Source organism: Tolypothrix tenuis PCC 7101 (genome assembly GCF_963874875.1).
Classification (GTDB): Bacteria; Cyanobacteriota; Cyanobacteriia; order Cyanobacteriales; family Nostocaceae; genus Aulosira; species Aulosira tenue.
In genome coordinates, this window is the sequence record NZ_CAWNJS010000001.1 from 4,411,757 (window position 1) to 4,434,457 (window position 22,701).

At 38.9% G+C, this 22,701-nt stretch carries 6 protein-coding genes; 2 read left to right on the forward strand and 4 right to left on the reverse strand.

What is annotated here, in order from left to right:
* Window positions 1-104 precede the first annotated feature (104 nt).
* From AACU25_RS17845 to AACU25_RS17860, 4 genes are read right to left on the reverse strand one after another with little or no spacing between them, the layout of a single operon-like run.
* Window positions 105-4,571 carry a non-ribosomal peptide synthetase gene (locus AACU25_RS17845; RefSeq protein WP_096577829.1) on the reverse strand — a complete coding sequence of 1,489 codons (4,467 nt, stop codon included), beginning with the start codon at window positions 4,569-4,571 and terminating at the stop codon, window positions 105-107.
* Window positions 4,565-7,207, reverse strand: coding sequence for a condensation domain-containing protein (locus AACU25_RS17850; protein ID WP_096577831.1), 2,643 nt, complete (start codon window positions 7,205-7,207; stop codon window positions 4,565-4,567). The genes AACU25_RS17845 and AACU25_RS17850 overlap by 7 nt, the downstream gene beginning before the upstream one ends.
* Entirely contained in the window at window positions 7,204-12,924 is a 5,721-nt protein-coding gene (locus tag AACU25_RS17855) for a type I polyketide synthase (protein ID WP_096577833.1), read from the reverse strand. Before AACU25_RS17855 ends, AACU25_RS17850 begins: the two co-directional genes overlap by 4 nt.
* 13 nt (window positions 12,925-12,937) lie before the next feature.
* The gene (locus tag AACU25_RS17860) at window positions 12,938-18,214 is read right to left on the reverse strand and encodes a non-ribosomal peptide synthetase (RefSeq protein ID WP_096577835.1); all 5,277 of its coding nucleotides are present in this window, start codon (window positions 18,212-18,214) and stop codon (window positions 12,938-12,940) included.
* Window positions 18,215-18,725: 511 nt separating this feature from the next.
* Between AACU25_RS17860 and AACU25_RS17865 the strand changes: the two genes are divergently transcribed.
* Together AACU25_RS17865 and AACU25_RS17870 are read left to right on the forward strand one after the other, a co-directional pair.
* Window positions 18,726-21,395, forward strand: a complete 2,670-nt coding sequence (locus AACU25_RS17865) for a TonB-dependent siderophore receptor (RefSeq protein ID WP_096577837.1) — start codon at window positions 18,726-18,728, stop codon at window positions 21,393-21,395.
* A 1-nt stretch (window position 21,396) separates the two neighbouring features.
* Window positions 21,397-22,527, forward strand: a complete 1,131-nt coding sequence (locus tag AACU25_RS17870) for a PepSY-associated TM helix domain-containing protein (protein ID WP_096577839.1) — start codon at window positions 21,397-21,399, stop codon at window positions 22,525-22,527.
* The last annotated feature ends 174 nt before the right edge of the window (window positions 22,528-22,701 follow it).

Sequence of the window (22,701 nt, forward strand, 5' to 3'; positions counted from 1 at the left end):
CACAAAAAAGACCCAGAAGACAATTCCCAATCCAAAATCCGTCTTGAAAAGTTTGCTACGGAGGGAAACCCTCCTTGCAACTTTTCGCAAAATCTAAAATTGTATTACCTACTCATTTGGCTAATTTTGGCAAGCAGTTTGTCAAGTTCAGTTTGGCTGAGTTCTGCTTCTGGAAAATCTGAAGGTGTGTATCCTCCAGCATCTTGTGATTGGCAATGGCTAATTAAGCCGCGCAGTGCTTCTATAAAATGAGTAGCCAAGCGTTCAATAGTATTGGGGTGATGAATGTTCTGGCTATATGTGCAATTCAATTGCAACTGTCCATGAGTCACCATTCCGTCAATTTCTAGTAAATGGCTACGGCTTCCTTGCAAACTACGGTTGGGGCCAGTAGTTTGGGCTGCAAGTTGAAAAATAGAAGTATCTGGTAATACTTGGTCAAATTGCCCTAAATAGTTGAATTTCAACTGCGGTTGGGGTGTAGCTTGGAGGCTGCTATTTTGGCTCAAGTATTTTAAAACACCGTAATTTATGCCATTGTGCGGAATATTACGTAACTGCTCTTTAATAGTTTTTAAGGCATCTCCTGGTGAGAAAGCATCGCCTAAGTTCAACAGAACTGGAAATTGGGCAGTAAACCAGCCGGCTGTTCGCGATAAGTTGACATCGGGGAAAATCTCTTCTCTTCCATGTGCTTCGAGGGTGAGGAACAGTGAATTATCTCCTGTCCATTGGGCGCAAGCTTGAACTAATGCTGTCAGCAAAACATCATTAACTTGGGTTTGATAAGCCTTTGGTACTTCTTGTAACAGGGCTTGCGTTTCTGGGTTGCTGAGTGAAACCGATACAGTTCCCACAGATGTGACTGTATTTGCAGCTTGATCATCTGTTGGCAAGTTAATAACTGATTGCTGAATTTGATTTTGCCAGTATGGGAGTTCTGATTCTAACTCTAGAGCCTGAGCATATTCATTTAACTTTTCTGCCCATTGCTGGAAGGATGTAGTTTTTGCAGGTAGCTGTATTTTCTGACCTTGGCTAAGTTGCTGGTAAGCTGTTTGCAAGTCTTCTAACAAAATTCGCCAAGAGACACCATCAACTACTAAATGGTGAATGATAATTAACAATCGAGGTGGTTTATCTTGACCAAGGTCAAAATAAGCAACCCGGATTAAAGGGCCAGTAGAGAGGTTGAGGCTGGCTTGTAATTCAGTAGCAATAGATGTAATGGCTTGTTCTGCGTCTAGTTTGTCTGCTAAATCAAATCTGCTAACAGGTACTATCTCGTCAGGTGCAGCAGTAATTTGTAGCCAACCATTTTCCGTTAGTTGAAAATGCGATCGCAACGCATCATGATGTTGTAGTAATTGCTTAATTACTTGTTCTAATATCTGGAAGTCTAGATTCTGCCGTACCTCTAGCAATACTGACTGATTCCAGTGGTGGGGATTGGGTAAATTTTGGGCAAAAAACCAATGTTGTATCGGGGTGAGGGCTACTTCTCCAGTGACTAAGCCTGATTCTGTCTTAATAGGCTGAGTTGTTTCGGCTACTGCTGCTAACTCGGCGATTGTCTGATGTTCAAATAATTGCTTAGGCGTGAGTTGCAAACCTGCTTGATTCGCTTTCGAGATTACCTGAATGCTGAGGATAGAGTCACCGCCTAACGCAAAAAAGTTATCATCAATGCCTACTTGCTTTAAACCGAGAATTTCTGCCCAAATTTTGGCTAACAATTCCTCTTGCGGTGTGCGTGGCGCAATATATGTTTTTTCTAGTTCTGCGGCGAGTTCTGGTGCGGGTAATGCTTGATAATCTACTTTGCCGTTAGCTGTGAGGGGAATGGCGTTAAGGATGACAAAAGCAGTAGGAACCATGTACTCAGGTAATCTTTCCTGCATAAACTGTCGCAAGTCGTTAGTAGTGGTATGCAGAGAAACCACATAAGCAACCAAGCGTTCCTCACGCACAGTGGCTACAGCTTGCCTAACTGCTGGGTGTTGGCGCAAGATAGTTTCGATTTCTTCTAGTTCGATGCGGAAACCATGAATTTTTACTTGGCGATCGCAACGTCCTAAAAATTCGATGTTACCATCAGGCAAATAACGGGCTAAATCACCAGTTTTGTACAAGCGGCTTCCTTCAACCTCACTAAAAGGATTAGCAATAAACCGTTCTTGAGTCAATTCAGAACGGTTGAGGTAGCCCCGCGCTAAGTTTGCGCCACCAATATACAGTTCCCCTGGTACAGATATAGGAACTGGTTGCAGATGTTCATCGAGGATATAGATTTGAGTGTTAGCAATCGGACGACCAAGAGGGACTGTTTTTGATTGTGCGGCTTCCTGTTGCACTTTATATGTCAGCACACCAATAGTAGTTTCTGTTGGGCCGTAGTGATTTAAAATTTGACAAATCGGTTTTAGCTGCTGAACTTGTTTGACTAAATCCCAACTTGCGGCTTCACCACCCAGAATCAGTAATTGAGAGGGCAAAATTTCTTCAGGGTTAGCCACAGTTAACAACGCATTCAAATGAGAAGGAACTATTTTCAGACAATCGATAGGATGGCGGCGACAATATTCCGCTAACGCTACGGGGTTAGTAGCACGTTCTTGGGAAATAATATGCAGACATCCGCCTGTACATAAAGCAGAAAATATAACAGTATTACCTAAGTCAGCCGCCAAGGTAGAGACAGTTGCAAAACTAGCAGCATCAGGTAAATCTAGTTGCTCTAAAATACCTTGGAGATAGTTGCATAGTTGGCGATGTTCAACTGCAACGCCTTTTGGTATCCCTGTAGAACCGGAGGTATAGATAACATAAGCTAAGTTTTCACAGGTGACGCTGCTAACAGGATTTTTGCAACTGGTTTCAGCTTTCCAATTATCGAAACAAACTACTTGCGCTGTATGTTCTGGCAAATTTACAAGTAATGTTTCTTGAGTCAATAAAACTTGTATTTGAGAATCTTGCAACATCAAATTCAAGCGTTCTTTAGGCAGAGTTGAATCTAAAGGTAAGTACGCGCCACCTGCTTTGAGAACTGCCAAAATAGCAATTATTGAGAGACGAGATTTATCTAAATAAATCCCTACCAATACATCAGGTTTAACTCCTAACTGTTGGAGATAATTAGCTAATTTATTTGCCCGATGATTCAATTCACGGTAACTAAGCTGTTCATTCTCAAACACCACAGCAATATTGTCTGGTGTCTTGGCTGCTTGTTCTGTAAATAGCTGGTGAATGCACTTATTTTGAGGATAATCAGTTTGGGTTTGATTGAAATCAATTAGTAGTTGTTTTAACTGATGAATAGGAAGAATTTCAAGCTTACTAATTGGGTAATTTGGATTAGCGATCGCACTGCTTACTAAGGTTTGAAATTGCTCGGCTAAAATTGCGATCGCTCCAGATGTAAATAAATTATGATCGTAATCAATTCTTAGATTTACACAGTCATCTTTAACAAAGCCAGAAAGCTTAATATTGAATTTGTCAATACAGGCATAATGTTTATAAACTGAGAACGTTAAATCATTTAAGTAACGTTTTTCAGGGAAATCTGTCAATTCAAATAATATTGGAAATCCGTCAGATAAGCTATCTATTTCTTCAATAATAAAATATTCTTGCCATTCATGAGCATTTTGTGTAGCTTGTCTAACCTGCTCTATAACTTCCTCAAAGCTTAAATCTGGTGTAAGGCGATGAGCAATCGGGAGATATTTAGCAATTAAACCAAAAGTGTCTTGTAATTCTTCATATTCTCTACCATTACTAATACAGCCAACTATAATTTCTGATTGCTTGGTGAGTCGCCACAATAAAACCTGCCAGCATGACAAGAAGAACTCATCTAGAGAATAGTCTGCTTTAATAATGTTGCCATCAATTATAAATTCCCAATATTGTGGCTGAAATGCTCCTTGAATTTGGCTTTGATTTTGGCAAGGAAGCTGCAATTGAAAGACAGCCGCAAAATCTTTCTGAAGCCAATAATCTTTAAAATTTTCTGCTTCTGGTTCGATTAATAATTGATTTTGCCATTCAGAAAAATGAGCATACTGCACAACTTCTGTGTCGAAACCATCACTATAAAAATCGCTAATTTCCCTAAACAAATTCTTTAGTGTATCGCTATCAGCACATAATGCTGGTAAAGTAATCACTAAAATATGTTTATTTATCGATAGTTTTAGTAGAGATGCTCGTAAAAGTGGTGCTTGCTCTAAATTAAAAGGCTTTGCAATTTCATCTTGACAAGCCAAATCAATTGCATCTGCTTCTGCATTAATTAAATCTATTTCTTGCCAGGAAAAAATACAGCTATTTTCTACCACCATAATTGGCAGTTTCAAGCCTACCACCTTACAGAAGCTGCTGCGTAATATTTCATGGCGTGATATAACTTTTTTTAAAGCAGCTTTTAAAGCTTCTTTGTTTAAATTCCCTTCTAGCAAAATAGCAGTTTGAGCAACATAAGCACTGCTTTCTTGTTGCAATAACCAAAGCTGCTTTTGCTGCAAAGAAAGTCGAAAACCATTCATAGTTTCACTTAGCATATACTTCCTTCTTCCTCTTTTGGCTTTGCAATATTATTACTGTGAATCATTTCTCCCATTGCTACTACAATTTTGCGTTGTCCAATATAGGGGGAACGACCATGAGCGCATAACATATTATCTAACATGAGAATGTCTCCTTTTAGCCAGGGAAAGCTAGTTTGAGACTGTTGATATACTTGATTAATTTCTGCAATTACATCATCTTCAATCGGAGTACCATCGCCGTAATAAACGTTGCGGGGTAGTTTTTTCTCATCAAATAAAGATAATAAAGATTCTCTCGTTTTTATATCCAAATAAGCGATGTGGTGTAATTGAATTTGATTAAAGAATACTGATTCACCAGTTTGAGGATGTACTGCTAATGCTGGACGCACTTGGCGAGTAATTAAACTATCGTCTCCATACCATTCAAAACTAATTCCAGCTTGGCGACAGTAATCTTCAACTACGCTTTTATCGGAAGTGCGGAAAAAATCTTGCCAGATCACATCTAAATTATTCGTATAGTTACGAACATACATAAATTGTTTTTGGGCAAGTTTTTCTCGTAATTTTGCTGGGAGAATTTTATAAGCTTTGCGACAGTCGATAATTGGTGTTTCTCCGCCTTGTAGTGCAGGTTGAACGCAGAAAAACCAGATTTTTAAAGGCCAGCAATGCAAATGAGAACTTTCGTTATGAAACAGTATGGCTTTGTCGGCTGGGTAAGGAGTAGAACCATATACTTTGTTACCTTCACCAGTGCGGGGTAAATCGCCATAGTCACCAAATAAATTTGGACAAACTGCGCCAGCAAAATTTTCAAACTCTTTGACTGTATTAGTTTGAAATCCTCTAAATAAGATAGCACCGTGCTTTAATAATTCATTTTCTATAAATTCACGGTTACTCTTAGCCCAATCTGCTAAATCAACGTCATCAGCTAAAGGTTGAATTACTACAGGAAAGGTATTACCCGCTTGTAAATATGTGGTTTTGACTAAATTTAGTGATGATAAATTGATACTGGTAGGAGTAATTTTAATAAATTTTTCTCGATTAAAAGCCTTGCGCTTGTTGTTTTGCATAGCTTGTTGTTTCTTTTCAGCTTCAGTCAATATTTCTAAACTATTAATTCGGGCATTAGGTTGTTTAACGATATTGTTTAGTAGAGTTTCAAAATGACTTGCCATACCAGCGATACCTACGGCACGCCTATCGGCGATCGCACTTTCTGTAAATAGTTCGCTATTATAGCGCCAGGTGCTAGTAATTCCTTGAGGAGTTTTGGTTAAAAATACTGCTAATTCAAACCTGGCAGTGTCATTTCTCCAGAACCACTCTTTCAATGTCAATCCTGGTAAATCTAAAGAGGGCATCGGAGTATTTTGCAGAACAAATAAAACCTGAAATAATGGTGATGTATTACTCAAACTCCGTTCAGGTTGTAAAGCTTTAACTAATTCCTCAAAAGGTAAATCTGGATGAGCATAAGCTTCTAAAGTAACTTGGCGTACTCTTGCCAGCAATTCTCGAAAACTAGGATTACCGCTTAAATCTGTACGTAACACTAACAGATTCATGAAAAACCCAATTAACGATTCTGTTTCAGCCCGATTACGATTAGCAATATCTGTACCAATAACAATATCTTCTTGTTTGGTATATTGCAATAATAATACTTGAAAAGCGGCTAACAAAGTCATGAATAGGCTAACGCCTTCTTGATGACTTAATGCTTGAATTGCTTGTGCTAAGTTAGCAGGAATCAAAAAAGATTGACTAGCACCACGATTAGTTTTAACTTCTGTACTTGGGCGCACTGTAGGTAATTGCAGCACTGGCAAATTATTACCAAGTCTTTCTCGCCAATAAGCTAACTTTTGGGCTAAAACTTTTCCTTGCAACCAATTTCTCTGCCAAACAGCAAAGTCAGCATACTGAATTTTTATTTCTGGTAATGGAGAAGGTTGATCATAATAAAATGCACGATATAGGGTACTTAACTCTCGAATTAATACTCCTATAGACCAGCCATCCCAAACAATATGGTGTACGGTAATTAATAATATATTCTCTTCCTGACTAAGCTGAATTACTGAAACTCGAATTAATGGTAACTTTGTGAGGTCAAAAGGTAACTCAGCTTCTTGTTGAGCAAATTTTTGTGCCTTGGTTTCTCGCTCATTTTCTGGTAAATTGCTGAAATCTACTACTGATACTTTAACTTCTAAATTTGCAGAAATTATTTGTACAGGCTGTCCATCTATTGTAGTGAAAGTAGTACGCAAAATCTCATGGCGGCACACAATTTCATTGATGCTTTTTTCTAACAATTCTATATTGAGATAACCAAGTAATCGCAGAGCAACTGGTTCGTTATATGTAAAACTATTAGGTTGTAATTGTTCTGCAAGCCAGAGTCTTTGTTGAGCAAAAGATAAGGGTAGTGGCTGATTTCGCTGTACAGGTTGAATTACATCATCTTGACGTAATACTTGTAAAATCTCTGCCTTACGTTCACGTATTTGAGTCAGTAGAGTTGATGTAATTGTACCTTTGGGAGCATTATAGTGTAACTGCTGTCCTTCTACCCAAAGTTTTACGTCTAAACTTTCAATTTCCGATAAAAACTTCTTGATATTTTTCATAGTACCCCTTGTTCACGTTCGCTTGTTTCTAAATTATTTTTGTCGTTGAATAAAACAGGGATAGGCGATTGTTTTTGGCAGTATTCAGCTAATTCAGCAACAGTTGGGGCTTCAAACAATGCTGCTATTGGAATAGTTTTATGCAATTTTTGTTGAAATTTATTAATCAGAGTCACTCCAGTTAAAGAATCTCCACCCAACTCAAAGAAATTATCATAAATGCCAACTTGATTAACGCCGAGTAACTCTTGCCACAGATTAGCAATTTCTTGTTCTATCTGGTTACGGGGAGCAGAATAAACACTGTTTAACTTTGGTCTAGAATGTCCCAAAGATGAATTATCTTTTTGTTCTATAGAAGTGAAGCTAGACCATTCTTTAATTCTTATTTCTAGGTTTCTCGTAGACACAACAACCTGTCCTAGTTCATCCCAAGCTAAGATGCTGTTAAAGACTTCTACATCATCTTGTGGTGTCATTATTAACTCAGGATTCAGAAAAGATATGGATTCATTTTTGACTGATAAAAATGGTACTCTTCCATCCCAGTTAACGCTAATCCAAGGAATAGAATGTATTTGATTATGTTGGGCAACAAAAGCATCCATAAATAGGTTTGATGCTGAGTATGCACTATGTCCAACTCCACCAAAAATTGAGGCTAAAGAAGATATTAATAAACAAAAGTCAAGTTCTTTATTCTGCAAAACTTGTTGTAATACTAACAAGCCGTATACTTTTGCTTGAAATTCGCGATCGCATTCCGCTTCTGTAATTTGCTCAATCGGTCTCATTCTCTCGGTTAAGCTAGTCGCCACGGAGTGAATCACACCATTAATTGCACCAAACTTTGTCTCTGCTTGCGCTATTACTTGTTGCATTTGCTCTAAGTTAGCAGTGTCCGCCTGCACTACCATTACCTCAGCATCAAGGCTTTCTAACTCCAGCAGTTTGCGAATTTTACTACTCGTAGTATCCTCTTTTATTAGCCATTGAGACCATTCATCGCGCTGGGGAAAATCAGAACGCCCTGTCAGAATTAATTTGGCTTGAAAGTTCTTTGCTAGATGTTCTGCTAATACTAATCCCAAGCTTCCTAGCCCACCAATAATTAGATAAACTCCTCCTGTTTTGAGTTTTGGCGTTTTCGGAATTGCTGGTAAATGTACTTGTTTAAAAGTTTGTACCCAACGATGTCCACCTCTATAAGCAACTATGCGATCGCTTGATAAATTGGTGAATTCAGTTAGCAGTTTTTCTGTCAGTTTTTCTTCTTGCCAACTACCTGATTTTGGCAGATTAATATCAATACTACAGCATTGAATATTTTGATATTCTTGCCCAATTACCTTTACTAATCCCACTATAGTAGCTTTTTGGGGACAAAGAATTTCATCTGGTCTGACAGCCTGAATATTGTTGGAAATAACTTTAATTTGTAGTTTATTTGACTTATTTTCTGTTTGCAAGGCTTTGGTAAGAAACAGCAAACTGTAAAATCCTCTATCTTGAGCAGCTTGCACATCTGCAATTGCTAATTCTGTCTCATTTACAGGGGTAATACTCCATAAATGCACAATTTTGTTAGGTAAGCAATTCAGAGTCCGTAGTTCCTGAACCAGCCTGTTGTAGTCGCTTCTGTGTCTAGGGTTAATTGTATATGAGCGATCTCCTTGTTGTTCTGTAGCAGTAAATTCTTCTCCCAACGCAACGGTAATGATATTTTGTCCTTGCAGTTGTAATCGCTGTACAATGCGATCGCCTAAACCACAATCATCGACAAATACCAACCAGCGTTCTTGTTTGTGATTATTTATTAGTTGAGAATGAGGTGGTAAAGAACGTTCCCACGATGGAATATAAAACCAATCAGCTATATCTAATTTGCTATCTTTCGATTCGGTTGCTGATAGAGAAGCTTGAGCGAGTAAAATATGTTGTCCAAAAGCTTCTGTCTCTGAAAAAGCTGCTACTTTAGTAAAACCATGCTGATGAAGTAATTCTTGCCACTGTTCTTTAGAGAAGAAAGGATTTCCTTGGCTGCGTTGTTCATCTTCTAATGGAGACATCAGCAAACCGTCAGTAATATCAAATTCTAACTGAGGTTGAGTAATTTCTTGAATTAGGAGAAAACCACCAGGTGCTAATAGGGAACGCACAGTATCAAGTGTTTTACCTAAATCTTGAGTAACGTGTAAGACGTTAACAGCTATAACGATATCAAAACTCTGGCTTGTATATCCTTGCTCCGTCAAAGATTTCTCTATATCGAGAAACTTATATTCTACAAATGGATAGTCTTGAAACTTCTTTTTCGCTTCTTCTAGGAAAAAACTACCTACATCAGTAAAAGTATATTTAGTTCTTTGAGATGGTAATAAAGGTAATAATTCCGCAGTTGCAATACCTGTCCCACCGCCAATTTCAAGAAATCTTAAATTAGCCTCTGACGGTAGCGATTGCACTAATTTTTCTACAGTTGCTTTGATAATACTATTATAATATTTATCACTCAGGGAATTTTCTCTAGCAATTTTTCCGTCTTTAACTAAGGTGGCAAAATGCAATTCTAACGGCTCTTGTTCGCCGATTAATAAAGCAGCAAGGTGTTCGCCATAATTTTGGACGAGTTCAATTCTTTGTTGTGTATCTGTCCATTTTATTTTAATTTCTGCTACTAAATTATTAACTTCGGTTTTAGATATAGGCAGAAGATTACTAAAACGAACTGCATCTTGCTTGAGATGTCCCCGTTCTAGCAAAACTGTTAGCCAACGACACAATAATTGTCGATAACGAGGTAAAATTCTGCCTTGTTCTAACAACTCATCTAAGGAATATTTATCAGATATATTGCTGAAAATTCCTAAATCCTGCAAAGCAAGATTCATATAAGTGACACATAAATCTTCTAAATGATGTTTGTTAGCTAAGTAATTTTGTTCATCAAATGCAGAAATTCCGCGAACAGACTGATCTTGAGCAGCTTCAATCAATGATTGCCAAAAATCTGATAATTTCTGATGTTCGTGAGACTGTGTAACAGAAGTTTTTTGAACGTGCCAATAACGCTGACGCTCAAAGGGATAAGTTGGCAAAGGAAGGCGCTGACGACGTTCATTAGTATAAAATCCTGACCAGTTTATTGAGGCTCCTGATAGCCAAAGGCGACCTAAACTATTGAGTAAAAAAGCAATATCTGACTGTTTTTCTTGCGGATGAGGTAAAGAGGAAACTATTACCCTATTAGTTGACTGCTGTTTAGCAAAGGTAGATAATGTTCGACCTGGGCCTACCTCTAACAAGATGCAATTCTGGTCTTTAAATAATTCAGTAATACCTGCTGAGAAATGAACTGTCTGACGTAAATGTTTTACCCAATAATTAGGATCTGTTGCTTGTTGATTTGTAATCCAAGTTCCTGTGACATTAGCAATAAAAGGCATCTTTGGCGGATGCAGTTTAACTTTAGCTACTTCTTGTCGGAATGCTTCTAAAATAGATTCCATCATCGGCGAATGAAAAGCATGGGAAACATGGAGCCGACGACAATTGATGCCTTTCTCTAACAGCTTTTCTTGAAAAAGATTAATAGCATCATGGCTTCCAGCAACCACACAAGCAGATGGTGCATTACTAGCAGCTATAGATAATTGTTCATTTAATAAAGCTTGAACTTGTTCTTGGGGTAAGGAAACAGCCAGCATAGAACCAGGAGGAATTTTCTGCATTAACCGTCCTCTAGTTGCTACTAAAGCCAAAGCATCTTCTAAAGAAAATACCCCAGCCAAACAAGCTGCTACATATTCCCCAATGCTATGACCAATCATTGCTTGCGGATGCACACCCCAAGACATCCATAATTGCGCTAACGCATATTCAATGACAAATAATGCTGGTTGAGCAATTTGAGTTTGTTTGAGTTTCTCGGCTGCGACTTCATTATTTTGGGGATAAATTACTGTTCTTAAATCTATCCCTAAGTGAGGTTTTAATATTTCACAACAGCGATTAATTTGTTCACGAAATATGGCTTCGGTTTCGTAGAGTTCTTTACCCATGTTTGCATATTGAGAACCTTGTCCCGGAAACATAAAAGCGATAGATTGCTGACAGGGTTCTTGGTAATTTGTCAAAACTCTTTGAGAATCTTGCTGGCTTAAGGCTGTGATTGCATCGTCGATATTTTCACATACAAGAATGCGGCGATGGTTGAATTCTCTACGTCCTAATTGCAGCGTATAAGCTACATCTGCCAAGTTTAAATCAGGATGCTGTGTGAGGTATTGAGCCAGATTTTTAGTTGCAGTTTCTAAAGCTGAATCAGTTTTAGCTGAAAGCACTAACAACTGATAATTTATTTCTTGCTCCAGGTCGCCGAGGGTCGCGGAGGCTCTGCTCCTCTGCTCTATTTCTTCGAGAATGATATGAGCATTAGTTCCCCCCATACCTAAGGAACTGACACCAGCGCGACGAGGATTTGCGCCTGTTTGCCATTCGCTCAACTTAGTATTGACGTAAAACGGACTATTAGCAAAATCAATTTGGGGATTGGGTTGTGCAAAATTTAAGCTGGGTGGAATTAGCTTATGCTTGAGTGCTAAAGCTGTTTTAATCAGTCCAGTCACTCCCGCAGCAGCATCTAAGTGACCGATGTTAGTTTTGACTGAACCGATCGCACAAAAACCTGTTTTATCTGTAGTGCTACGAAAAACTTGCGACAGTGCAGCAATTTCAATCGGATCGCCTAAAGCTGTACCAGTACCGTGAGTTTCAATATAACTAATTGTCTCCGGCTCCACATTAGCCAACATCATGGCTTCTGCGATCGCTTCGGCTTGGCCATCTACACTCGGTGCTGTGTAGCCAACTTTACCAGAACCATCGTTATTAATTGCGGAACCTAAGATGGTTGCATAAATGAAATCACCATCGGCGATCGCATCCTGGAGCCTTTTCAGTACAACAACTCCTACCCCATTACCAATAACTGTCCCTTTTGCTCTCGCATCAAAGGCGTAACAATGTCCGTCCGGCGATAAAGTTCCTCCTTCTTGAGCTAGATAACCTGTTTTTTGAGGTGTATGAATAGAAACCCCTCCCGCCAAAGCCATATCAAATTGATAATTCAGCAGACTTTGACAAGCTAAAGACACTGCAACTAATGAAGTAGAGCAAGCAGTTTGAACTGTAATACTCGGCCCTTTAAGATTTAATTTATAAGATACACGAGTACTCAAGAAATCTTTATCATTACCAATTAATGTTTGGTAAGATGTCGCTGAACCTACTTGATCAGTATTGAAGTCAAAGGAACAATAATTGCTAAGGCTAGCTCCAGCATAAACTCCAATGCGACTATTACATCTTTGGCTGTCATAACCAGCATTTTCTAAAGCTTCCCAAGCAGATTCTAAAAATAAACGGTGTTGGGGGTCTGTGATTTCAGCTTCTTTGGGATTAACTTCAAAAAACGCCGCATCAAATAAATCAATGTCTTCTACTACACCACCAGCTTTGACATAATTGGGTTCATTTAGTAAAGCTGGCTCTATTCCCGCAGCAATTAATTCTTCTTCCGAAAATGCAGAAATTGACTCGACACCCTCTTTTAAATTCTGCCAAAATTGTTCTATATTTTTTGCTCCTGGAAACCGCCCAGCCATTCCAATAATGGCAATTTTTTCTATTGATTCTTGGATTTCTGTATTGCTCATTTTACCAGCTTCTCTAACCCTTTAGGTTATTATTTTCAGGAGAATTACTCAAAAGCTTTTGTTTAGTTTTGAAAGCAGTTCTTTGCTTTTGAGTACGTTCGCGTATTGATTGCCAAGGTGAATCTTGCTTGGAGTCTTGAATTAAATATTTTGCTAAAGAATCGATTGTTGGATGTTGAAATAACTCAATAATAGATATTTCCTTATTCAATGCTGCATCTAGCTTTTGCTTTACCTGAACTATCAGCAAAGAATGACCACCAAGGTCAAAAAAATTATCATTTATCCCGACTTTTTCTAATTTTAATACTTCTTGCCAAATATTAGCGATCGCTCTTTCAGTTTCTGAACGCGGAGCTTGATAATTTACAGCTATTGTTGGGCGCAAATCTGTAGGAATTGGCAAAGCACTACGATTTATTTTACCATTGGGCAACAGTGGCATAACATCTAGTTGCACAAATAAAGTCGGAATCATGTAATTTGGTAAAATTCCTTGCAAATAATTTCGCAGTTCATTAGTTGTAGTTATCTGTTCCTCCTCAGAAATAACATAAGCTACTATTTGTTTATCTAATGCCAAAACCACAACTTCGCGTACTGCTGGATGTGCGATTAATACTTTTTCAACTTCGCCTAACTCAATACGAAAACCGCGAATCTTAACTTGATAATCAATGCGTCCCAAATATTCTAAATTACCATTTGGGAAATAACGAGCTAAATCTCCAGTCTTATATAAACGCGAACCTAATTGACTATCAAAAGGGTGATTAATGAAGCGTTCATTAGTTACTTCTGCTCTGTTGAAATAACCTCTAGCTAACCCAGCACCACCAAGATAAATTTCCCCTTTTACACCAACTGGTACTGGTTGTAAATTAGCATCTAGTAGATAAATTTGTGTATTGCAAATCGGGCGACCTATATTTACTGCCTTATCCTCTTTCTTGACTAAACTATATGTAGAATAGGTTGTATCTTCGGAAGGCCCGTAAAGATTGACAACTTTTTGAATTGCATCATTTTGATAAATCTGTTGCACCAGTTGATGTTGGAGTGGTTCGCCAGCTAGATTAACAGTGCGTACTGAACTAGGTAAACCATTAACTCGCAGTAATTCGCTGATGATACTTGGAACTGTATTTACTAAGCTTACTTCTTGGGCAGCAGTCGAGTTAGGTAGATGCAAAGCGTTTTCTACTAAAATTACCTTTCCACCCCAACTTAAAGGCACAAATATTTCAAATACCGATAAATCGAAGCAAATAGAAGTTGAAGCTAATACTCCTGCAAGTTCATGATCACTAAATACTTGTCTTGCCCAGTGTAATAAAGCAATGCAACTACAATGTTCAATTGCAACGCCTTTTGGTTTACCAGTGGAACCGGAAGTATAAATAATATAAGCTAAGTTTTGCGATGTTACTTCACTGAATAAATTTTCTTTACTTTGGGGTTCTAATAACTGCCAATCACTATCTAAACAGATAGTATTAATATTACCTGTAAAGCCTTTAGCAAAATGTGTTTGAGTCAGCAATATCTGAGCTTGACTATCTTCTAGCATGAACGCTAAACGTTCTTGAGGATATTTAGGATCAAGTGGTATATAAGCACCACCAGCTTTCAAAGTTCCTAACAATCCAATCACCATTTCTGGTGAACGTTCCATGCAAATACCTACACAAACTTCTGGTTTGACTCCTAATTTTTGTAAGTAATATGCTAGTTGATTCGCTTTGGTATTTAACTCATGATAGGTTAGTCGTTGATTTTCAAATACAAGCGCAATAGCATTTGGAGTTTTTTCTACCTGTTCCTCAAATAACTTATGAATACACAGGTGTTGCGGATAGTCTGTTTGAGTCTGATTCCAATCAACTAAAATTTGCTTGCGCTCGAATGCAGTTAACAAGGGTAATTCTGCAATACTCTGAGCGGGATTAGCAACTATACCTTCTAGTAATGATTGCAAATGTCCTAGCATCCGATGCATTGTATCTGCACCGAACAAATCAGTATTGTATTCCAAAGTGGCAATTAACCCCTGTTCTATGTCTTCCATAAACAGAGTTAAATCAAACTTAGCTGTGTCGTTAAAACCCTCTGTAAAAGTTATATCTATATCTGATAACTTTGGCGTTGGTAATGGTACGTTTTGCAGAACGAACATCACCTGAAATAGGGGATTGTAGCTTAAATGTCGTTCTGGCTGTAGTTCTTCTACTAATTTGTCAAAGGGTAAATCTTGATGAGTATAAGCTTCTAAGGCGGTAGCTTTTACTCGTTGCAGCAATTCTCTAAAAGTGGGTACACCATCAAGGGAAGTACGCAATACTAAAACATTGACAAAAAAGCCAATTAATGATTCTATTTCGGCTCGATTGCGACTTGCAATTGGAGAACCTACTAAGATATCTGTTTGCCCAGTGTAGCGGTATAGTAAGGTTTTGAATGCTGCCAGCAAGACCATAAATAGAGTAGTACCTTCCTGCTGACAGAAGTTTTTCAATTCTGCACTCAAGCTAGGTAATAGAACTAATTTCGCTTGAGCACCGTTGAAGGTAGGAAACACCTTTCTTGGACTATCTGTCGGTAAATCTAATATTGGTAAATTGCCAGATAATTGTTGCTTCCAATAAGAAACCAAAGTTTGCAATCTTTCGCCTTGCAACCACCCTCTTTGCCAATAAGTAAAGTCTAGATACTGTATTGGTAATTCTGGTAATGGTGAAGGTTTGCTATTGACAAATGCTTTGTAAGTTTCAGTTAGTTCGCGGATGAGGATACCAATAGACCAACCGTCAACAATAATGTGGTCTAGAATCAAGACTAATTGATATTCTGCTTCCCCTAAACGCAGCAGTTTAGCACGCAATAGAGGTTGAGAAGATAAGTCAAAGGTTTGCTGGGCTTCTTGAGTGCGTCTATCCTCTGGTAATTGTTGTAAATCTTCAACAGCCAATTTAATTTTTAGTTCTGGCTGAATAATTTGAACAGGTTGCTCGTCTATAACTATAAAGTTTGTTCTTAGTATTTCGTGGCGGTTAATAATTTCATTTAGACTTTGCTCTAGAACTGCAACATTCACACCTCCTTGCAAGCGAATGATCAAGGGAAGATTGTATGCAGGTGTATCAGGCGCTAACTGATGAATAAACCATAGTCGTTGTTGAGCAAAAGATAAGGGATGATTTCTGCTGTTTTTGGAGACTGGAAGAATTGATTGTGAGGAAATTGCAACTGTGTTGAGTTGAGCCAGTATTTTACAGGAGAGTGATAGTACACTCAACCCTGCAAAGAAGTCGGCTATGGGTAAGGTAATCTCTAAATCGTTTTCAATGCGGTTTTGTAGTTCAAAGGCTTTCAAGGAATCTAAGCCAAAGCTGCTGAATGCTTGTTCTGGGTTAACTTCAGACAATGGGATAGATAATACTCTGGCTACCTGTTCTTGAATGTATCTCTCTAATAGTGGCTGTCTTTCATTGGGAGCCAGATGCAACAAAACTTGGCGTTGTAGTGTATTATCGTTAACTGCAACTTCCGCAGTTTTTCTAATATTGCTGGCAACTATATCTAAGTTATTCCCTAGAAATGCTGCCTTCGTTGCACGGCGTTGAATCTTACCACTGGAGGTTTTATAAATAGTGCCAGGTTTAATCAAAACTACTGCATAGACTTGAATTTCATGCGCTTCTGCAACAGCCTGACGAATGGCGTTAATTACTTCTTCATGATTAGGTTTGGCACGAAATTCTAATTCTTGCACTACCACTAAACGTTCTTCATTTTCTACCTCAACCGCAAAAGCAGCACAACTACCCAAACGCAAAGCAGGATGACTGCGTTCTGCGGTTAGCTCAATATCTTGTGGGTAAAAATTGCGACCACGAATAATAATTAAATCTTTAGCCCTCCCTGTAATAAACAGTTCGCCATTATCTAGAAAACCTAAATCTCCAGTCCGTAAAAATGGCCCTTTTCCTGTATCTTTGAGGTACGCACAGAAAGTTTGTTCTGTCTCTAGAGTGCGATGCCAATAGCCTTTACCCACACTTGGACTAGCTATCCATATCTCTCCAACTTCATCTGCTTGACAGCGAGTGCAATTTTCTGGATGGACAATAACTATTTGCTGTTCTGGAATGCTATAACCACAACTAACAAAGGTTTGGTTATCTTGATTTGTACTACTCTCGCGTACTTGATTTTGGGAGAGTGCAACTTTATCAACAGTTTTACTACGAGGTAAGGCTTTTTTAGCAACACCAGAAACCATCAGAGTAGCTTCTGCCATACCATAGCAAGGATAAAAGGCTTCTGGACGGAAACCACATTCTGCAAAAGTGGCGGCGAATTTTTCTAAAGTCTCTTGTCGGATAGGTTCTGCACCGTTAAACGCAACACTCCAACTGCTTAAATTAAGTGTGGCACGTTGCTCTGGGGTAATTTTATCAATGCAGAGTTCATAGGCAAAGTTAGGCGCACCACTAGTAGTTCCTTGATAGTGGGAAATTGCTTGCAACCAACGATATGGACGCTGTAAAAAAGCAGCCGGAGACATTAATATGCAAGGGAACCCTCCATATAAAGGTTGGAGTATGCCACCAATGAGTCCCATATCATGATATGCAGGCAGCCAAGAAACAAATTTACTCTGTGGTGAGTGTTCCATGAATTTATAAGTCACAGCTGCGTTGTGCAGAAGGTTGCTGTGACTTAGCATCACTCCTTTGGGTGTGCCTGTAGAACCGGAGGTGTATTGCAGAAATACTAAAGAGTCTTGATTAATCAAGGGTGCTTGCCAAGCAGTTTCTATTCCCAGTTCTAAATGATCAGTAGCTAACCACTGAAATCTGTCGTTGTCACTGATTAAGGATTGAAGTTTGGGTAAAAGGGTGCTTGTGGTCAGAGCAACTGCTGCTTGTGCATCTGCGATAATAGCTTGAATTCTGGGTGTGTTGCGTTGGTTGTGCGGTGGGTAAGCGGGAACTGCTACCACTCCAGCAGATAAACAACCAAAAAAACCAGCTAAAAAGTCCAGCCCTGGTGGGTACAGCAGTAATGCACGTTCGCCAGCCATACCCATTGATTGTAGTTGCGATGCGATCGCTCTACTACGTCGATCTAGCTCTTGATATGTGAGTGTGATTACTGTATTTTCCCCATCTTGCAAAAACCTAAAAGCTTCTTTGTGCGGCTGATATTGGGATCTATATTGCAGAATCTCAATCAACGTCGAACAGCTATAGCCATTATCCTTTAAGTCATTAAAAGGTTGAACCATTTTATTCTCAAGAGCTAGATACCAATGCTGGACTCAATTGCAAGCAAACGCAATCACAGTCATTTAATTCTCTACCAATAGCCAAGTGTCACCGCTTTCGGCAGAACTTATTGCTATTTATTTTCAATTACCTTAATCACACTAATGCAAGTAATTGGATCTTTCAATCCCTTATATATAAGAATTACTTATAAAATAATGGCCAGACTATTGGATTTAGATTTGAAAAAATATTTCTATCTTTAGATGGATGTAAATAATATTAAAGTAATATTCAGGTTCACTACTATTCTGTGCCATGTCCAGAGAATAGCCCATTCATAGGCAAATTTTTTGAGCTAGCAGCAAATTTAGCTGCTAGTGTTAGAGTTTGTTACATCCTAAAATTTTGCGAAATATTTGCAAAAGACAACATTTAGCCCTAGGGTTTACATATTGACATTTACTTGCAATAATTTGACCAATATTATTGATGACAACCTGTGAGTTGCGATTGGGCGTGAAGACAAGAATGAAACTAGAGCTAATACTGTCAAGCTTGTTACTTATCAGTTCTGTTGTTGTAGGGGATACTACTGCTGCTCTGAGTGAAGAAGTCTTAGAGAAAGATGCACAGCTTTTAAATCAGTCAATTGAGACGAGTGCAAAGATTAAATCAAATAAAAAAATCCCCAGATTCAGTGAAATCAAGGGTTCTTTCAGGTTAGCTCAGTCTGCAACACCCAGTTCGCAGCCTGGAAATCAAGTTATAGAAATTACAGGAGTCAAGATTAATAGCACAGCTACAGGGATAGATTTGATATTAGAAACTACCTTGGGCGAAAAGTTAGAAGTAAAGCCAGAAATTGATGGCAAAACTTATATTGCAAACATTTCTAATGCACAGTTACGCCTTTCTAGTGGTCAGACCTTTCGCCAAGAAAAGCCAGCTACAGGTATTGCAGAGGTAATTGTCAGTAATCAAGATGCAAATAGTATTCGTGTGACATTGATAGGTGAGGAAAGCGCACCCAAAATTGAACTGTTTGATAGTGATGAAGGTTTAATTTTTGGCGTAGCATCAGAGGCTACTGCTGCCCAACTGCAACCACCACAAACACCAACTCAACCATCTGCCGAACAGCCTCCAGAAACACCGTCAGCGCCAACAGATGAACCAATTGAATTGTTGGTTACTGGTGAGGAAGACAGATATAGAGTCACAGAATCTTCAACTGCCACTAGAACAGATACACCGATCCGCGATATTCCTCAATCAATTCAGGTTGTACCTAAACAAGCGATTGAGGATCAAAAAGCGGTACGTTTAATTGATGCACTCCGAAATGTTAGTGGTGTTTTTAGTAGTAATAGTTTTGGCGGTACGATAGATAGCTTCAATATTCGGGGATTTGACGATGCAACTATTCTGCAAGATGGCTTCAGACAAAGTAACAGTGATGGTAACTTCTCATTGCGAGATCCCGCGAGTATTGAGCAAATAGAGGTTTTAAAAGGGCCAGCTTCGGTTCTATATGGCAATGTTGAACCGGGGGGTGTAGTCAATGTAGTGACTAAAAGACCTTTGGCTGATCCTTTCTATAGTGCAGAATTATCTGTTGGTAGCTATAGCTTTTACCGTGGTAGTTTTGACTTCTCTGGGCCGTTAACTCTTGATAAAACCGCTCTTTATCGGTTGAATTTAGCTTATCAAAATGCTGGTAGCTTCCGCGATTTTGTCAATAGCGAGCGAGTTTTTGCTGCTCCTGTGTTTGATTTTAAGCTTGGCGATCGCACTAGTTTATCGATTAATACTACCTATCTATACGACGAACGGACTTTGGATCGAGGGATAGTTGCGATCGGCACTGGAATTGCTGATCTGCCCCGTAGCCGATTTTTAGGGGAACCTGGTGACTTTCGGCGTAGTGAGCAATTTGGTATTGGCTATCGTTTAGAACATGAGTTTAATGACAATCTCAAACTTCGTAACGCCTTTCAATTCTTACAAAACAATGAAAAAGTCTTGAATACGAATGCAACACAATTAGATGAAGAGACTGGCACTTTATTCCGTGACTACTTTGATAGTGCCAATGAATACAAGATATATGCGATGCAGACTGACCTCACAAGTAAATTTAAAACAGGTTCAGTCAACCATCAGCTGCTATTTGGTTTTGATTTACAAAGAAATACATCAGAAGGTTTTTTTAGAACCCCATCTGATGCGTTTGATACCTCTATAGTGGAGCGCCAAACACCCAGCATTAATATCTTTAATCCCATCTACAATGTATTGCCTCCAGATATTTCATCCTTCATCTTGCTTCGAGATGACATCACTACAACAGATAATTTAGGTATTTTCTTACAAGACCAAATTGCCCTGACAGATAATCTCAAACTTTTAATTGGTGGAAGATTTGATACTGTTACACAAAGCCGGAATGACAAGTTAGAAAATACTGAAACTAGTCAATCAAGTGAAGCATTTAGTCCTCGTGTAGGTATTGTATATCAGCCTATTCAACCGATTTCACTCTATGCCAGTTACAGCCGTTCATTCTCTCCTAACAGTGGTATTAGAGCCGATGGTTCATTGCTGGAAGCAACACGTGGTAACCAGTATGAAGTAGGTATTAGAGCCGAATTGACTCCAAAGTTGGCTGCTAATCTGGCGTTCTACAACATCACCAAAACCAATATCGCCACTACAGATCCTATTAATCCAGCATTTAGCATTGCTGTTGGTGAACAAAGCAGCCAAGGACTTGAATTTGATATTTCAGGAGAGATTTCCCCAGGATGGAACATCATTGCTTCTTATAGCTATACGAACGCTGAAATTAGTCAGAGCAATGATCTTCCGGTTGGTAACAAAGTTCCTAATGTGCCACACAATAAAGCCAGCCTCTGGACAACCTATGAGTTTCAAAATGGTGGGTTTAAAGGATTTGGTTTAGGGATGGGATTGTTTTATGTAGATGCACGAAAGGGCGATTTAGAAAATAGTTTTGAATTACCAAGCTATATCCGCACCGATGCGGCGATTTATTACCGTCAAAATAATTGGCGAGCAGCGATTAACTTCCAAAACTTATTTGATACTCGCTATTTTGAAACTAGCGAACTTGGCCGCACAACAGTAATTCCTGGCGCACCGCTAACAGTTATTGGCTCATTTGCTATCGAGTTTTAACATGAAAATTCGTCATCTGGCTTTTCAGCTACATCGCTATTTAGGGTTAGCTGCTGGACTCATTATTATGGTTGTCGGGTTGACAGGTAGCTTGCTGGTTTTTGAAGAAGAAATTAGCCATTTGCTGCTGGAAGTTCAGTTTGGCAAAATTACACCTCAACCACAGCAGTTCTCAATATTATCTATTATTGATAATGTGAAAGCTGCTTACCCCGACCCCAGCTTGAATTTGAGTTTCTTGGAATTACCCCAAACACCAGATGAGCCAATACATATTCAATTGCAATCCCCAAAAAAACCGACTTTAGAAGTACTAGTCAATCCATACACAGGCAAAATTTTAGGCGATCGCTATAGTGATTATGCGATCATGAGTGTAATCTACAATCTCCACTATTCCTTACTAGCTGGGGATATTGGGGTTGCAATTGTTGGGATTGCAGCGCTTTTATTATTCATCCTCAGCATTACAGGAATTATCCTTTGGCCTGGTTGGCGCAAGCTATTTACAGGATTCAAGATTAAATGGAATGCTCATATCAAACGCACCAATTTTGATATCCATAAAGTAGCTGGAATCATCACAGCCATATTTCTTGGTCTAACTGGTTTCACAGGGTTTTGCTGGAATTTTTATTCTTATGCAGAACCTGTGATTTATGGTGTTACTTTTTCATCCAAACCGATAGAACCGACATCCCAACCCATCCCAGGTAAATCACCATTAGCTTTAGCAGAAATTTTGCAACTTGCTGATGTTGCTTTACCAGATGCGATTACCACTTATATCGGTTTCCCTAGCAGCCCTGAAGCTGTATTTATTGTCGGTAAACGATTTCCTGAAGAAAAGGAAGTTTGGCGTAGCCGAGTGTATTTAGATCAATATACAGGGAAAGTATTGCAGGTTCGCAATTCGCGATCGCTTTCTTTTGGTGACGAAGTAGTAGATGCTTTTAATCCTCTGCATTTTGGTACTTTTGGCGGACTACTCACTCGGATTCTGTATATTTTTGTGGGTCTTTCTCCGGCTATTTTGTTGGTCACTGGCTTTGTGATGTGGCGTTATCGTTATCGACGTAAGGCAAATCTCACAAAGCTGTCCACAGTGCTGGAAGATAGACCTTGGACTTAGGGACTTCCAAATAAAAAAATATCCCAGTATTTATTGTAGGGTGGACATCTTGTCATTGGTGTCAACTTAACGTGAAACCCTCTTGGTTGCAAGGTTTTGCCCTCACCCCCAGCCCCTCTCCCACCAGGAGAGGGGAGCAAGAGATTCAATTCCCCTTCTCCCTCAGGGAGAAGC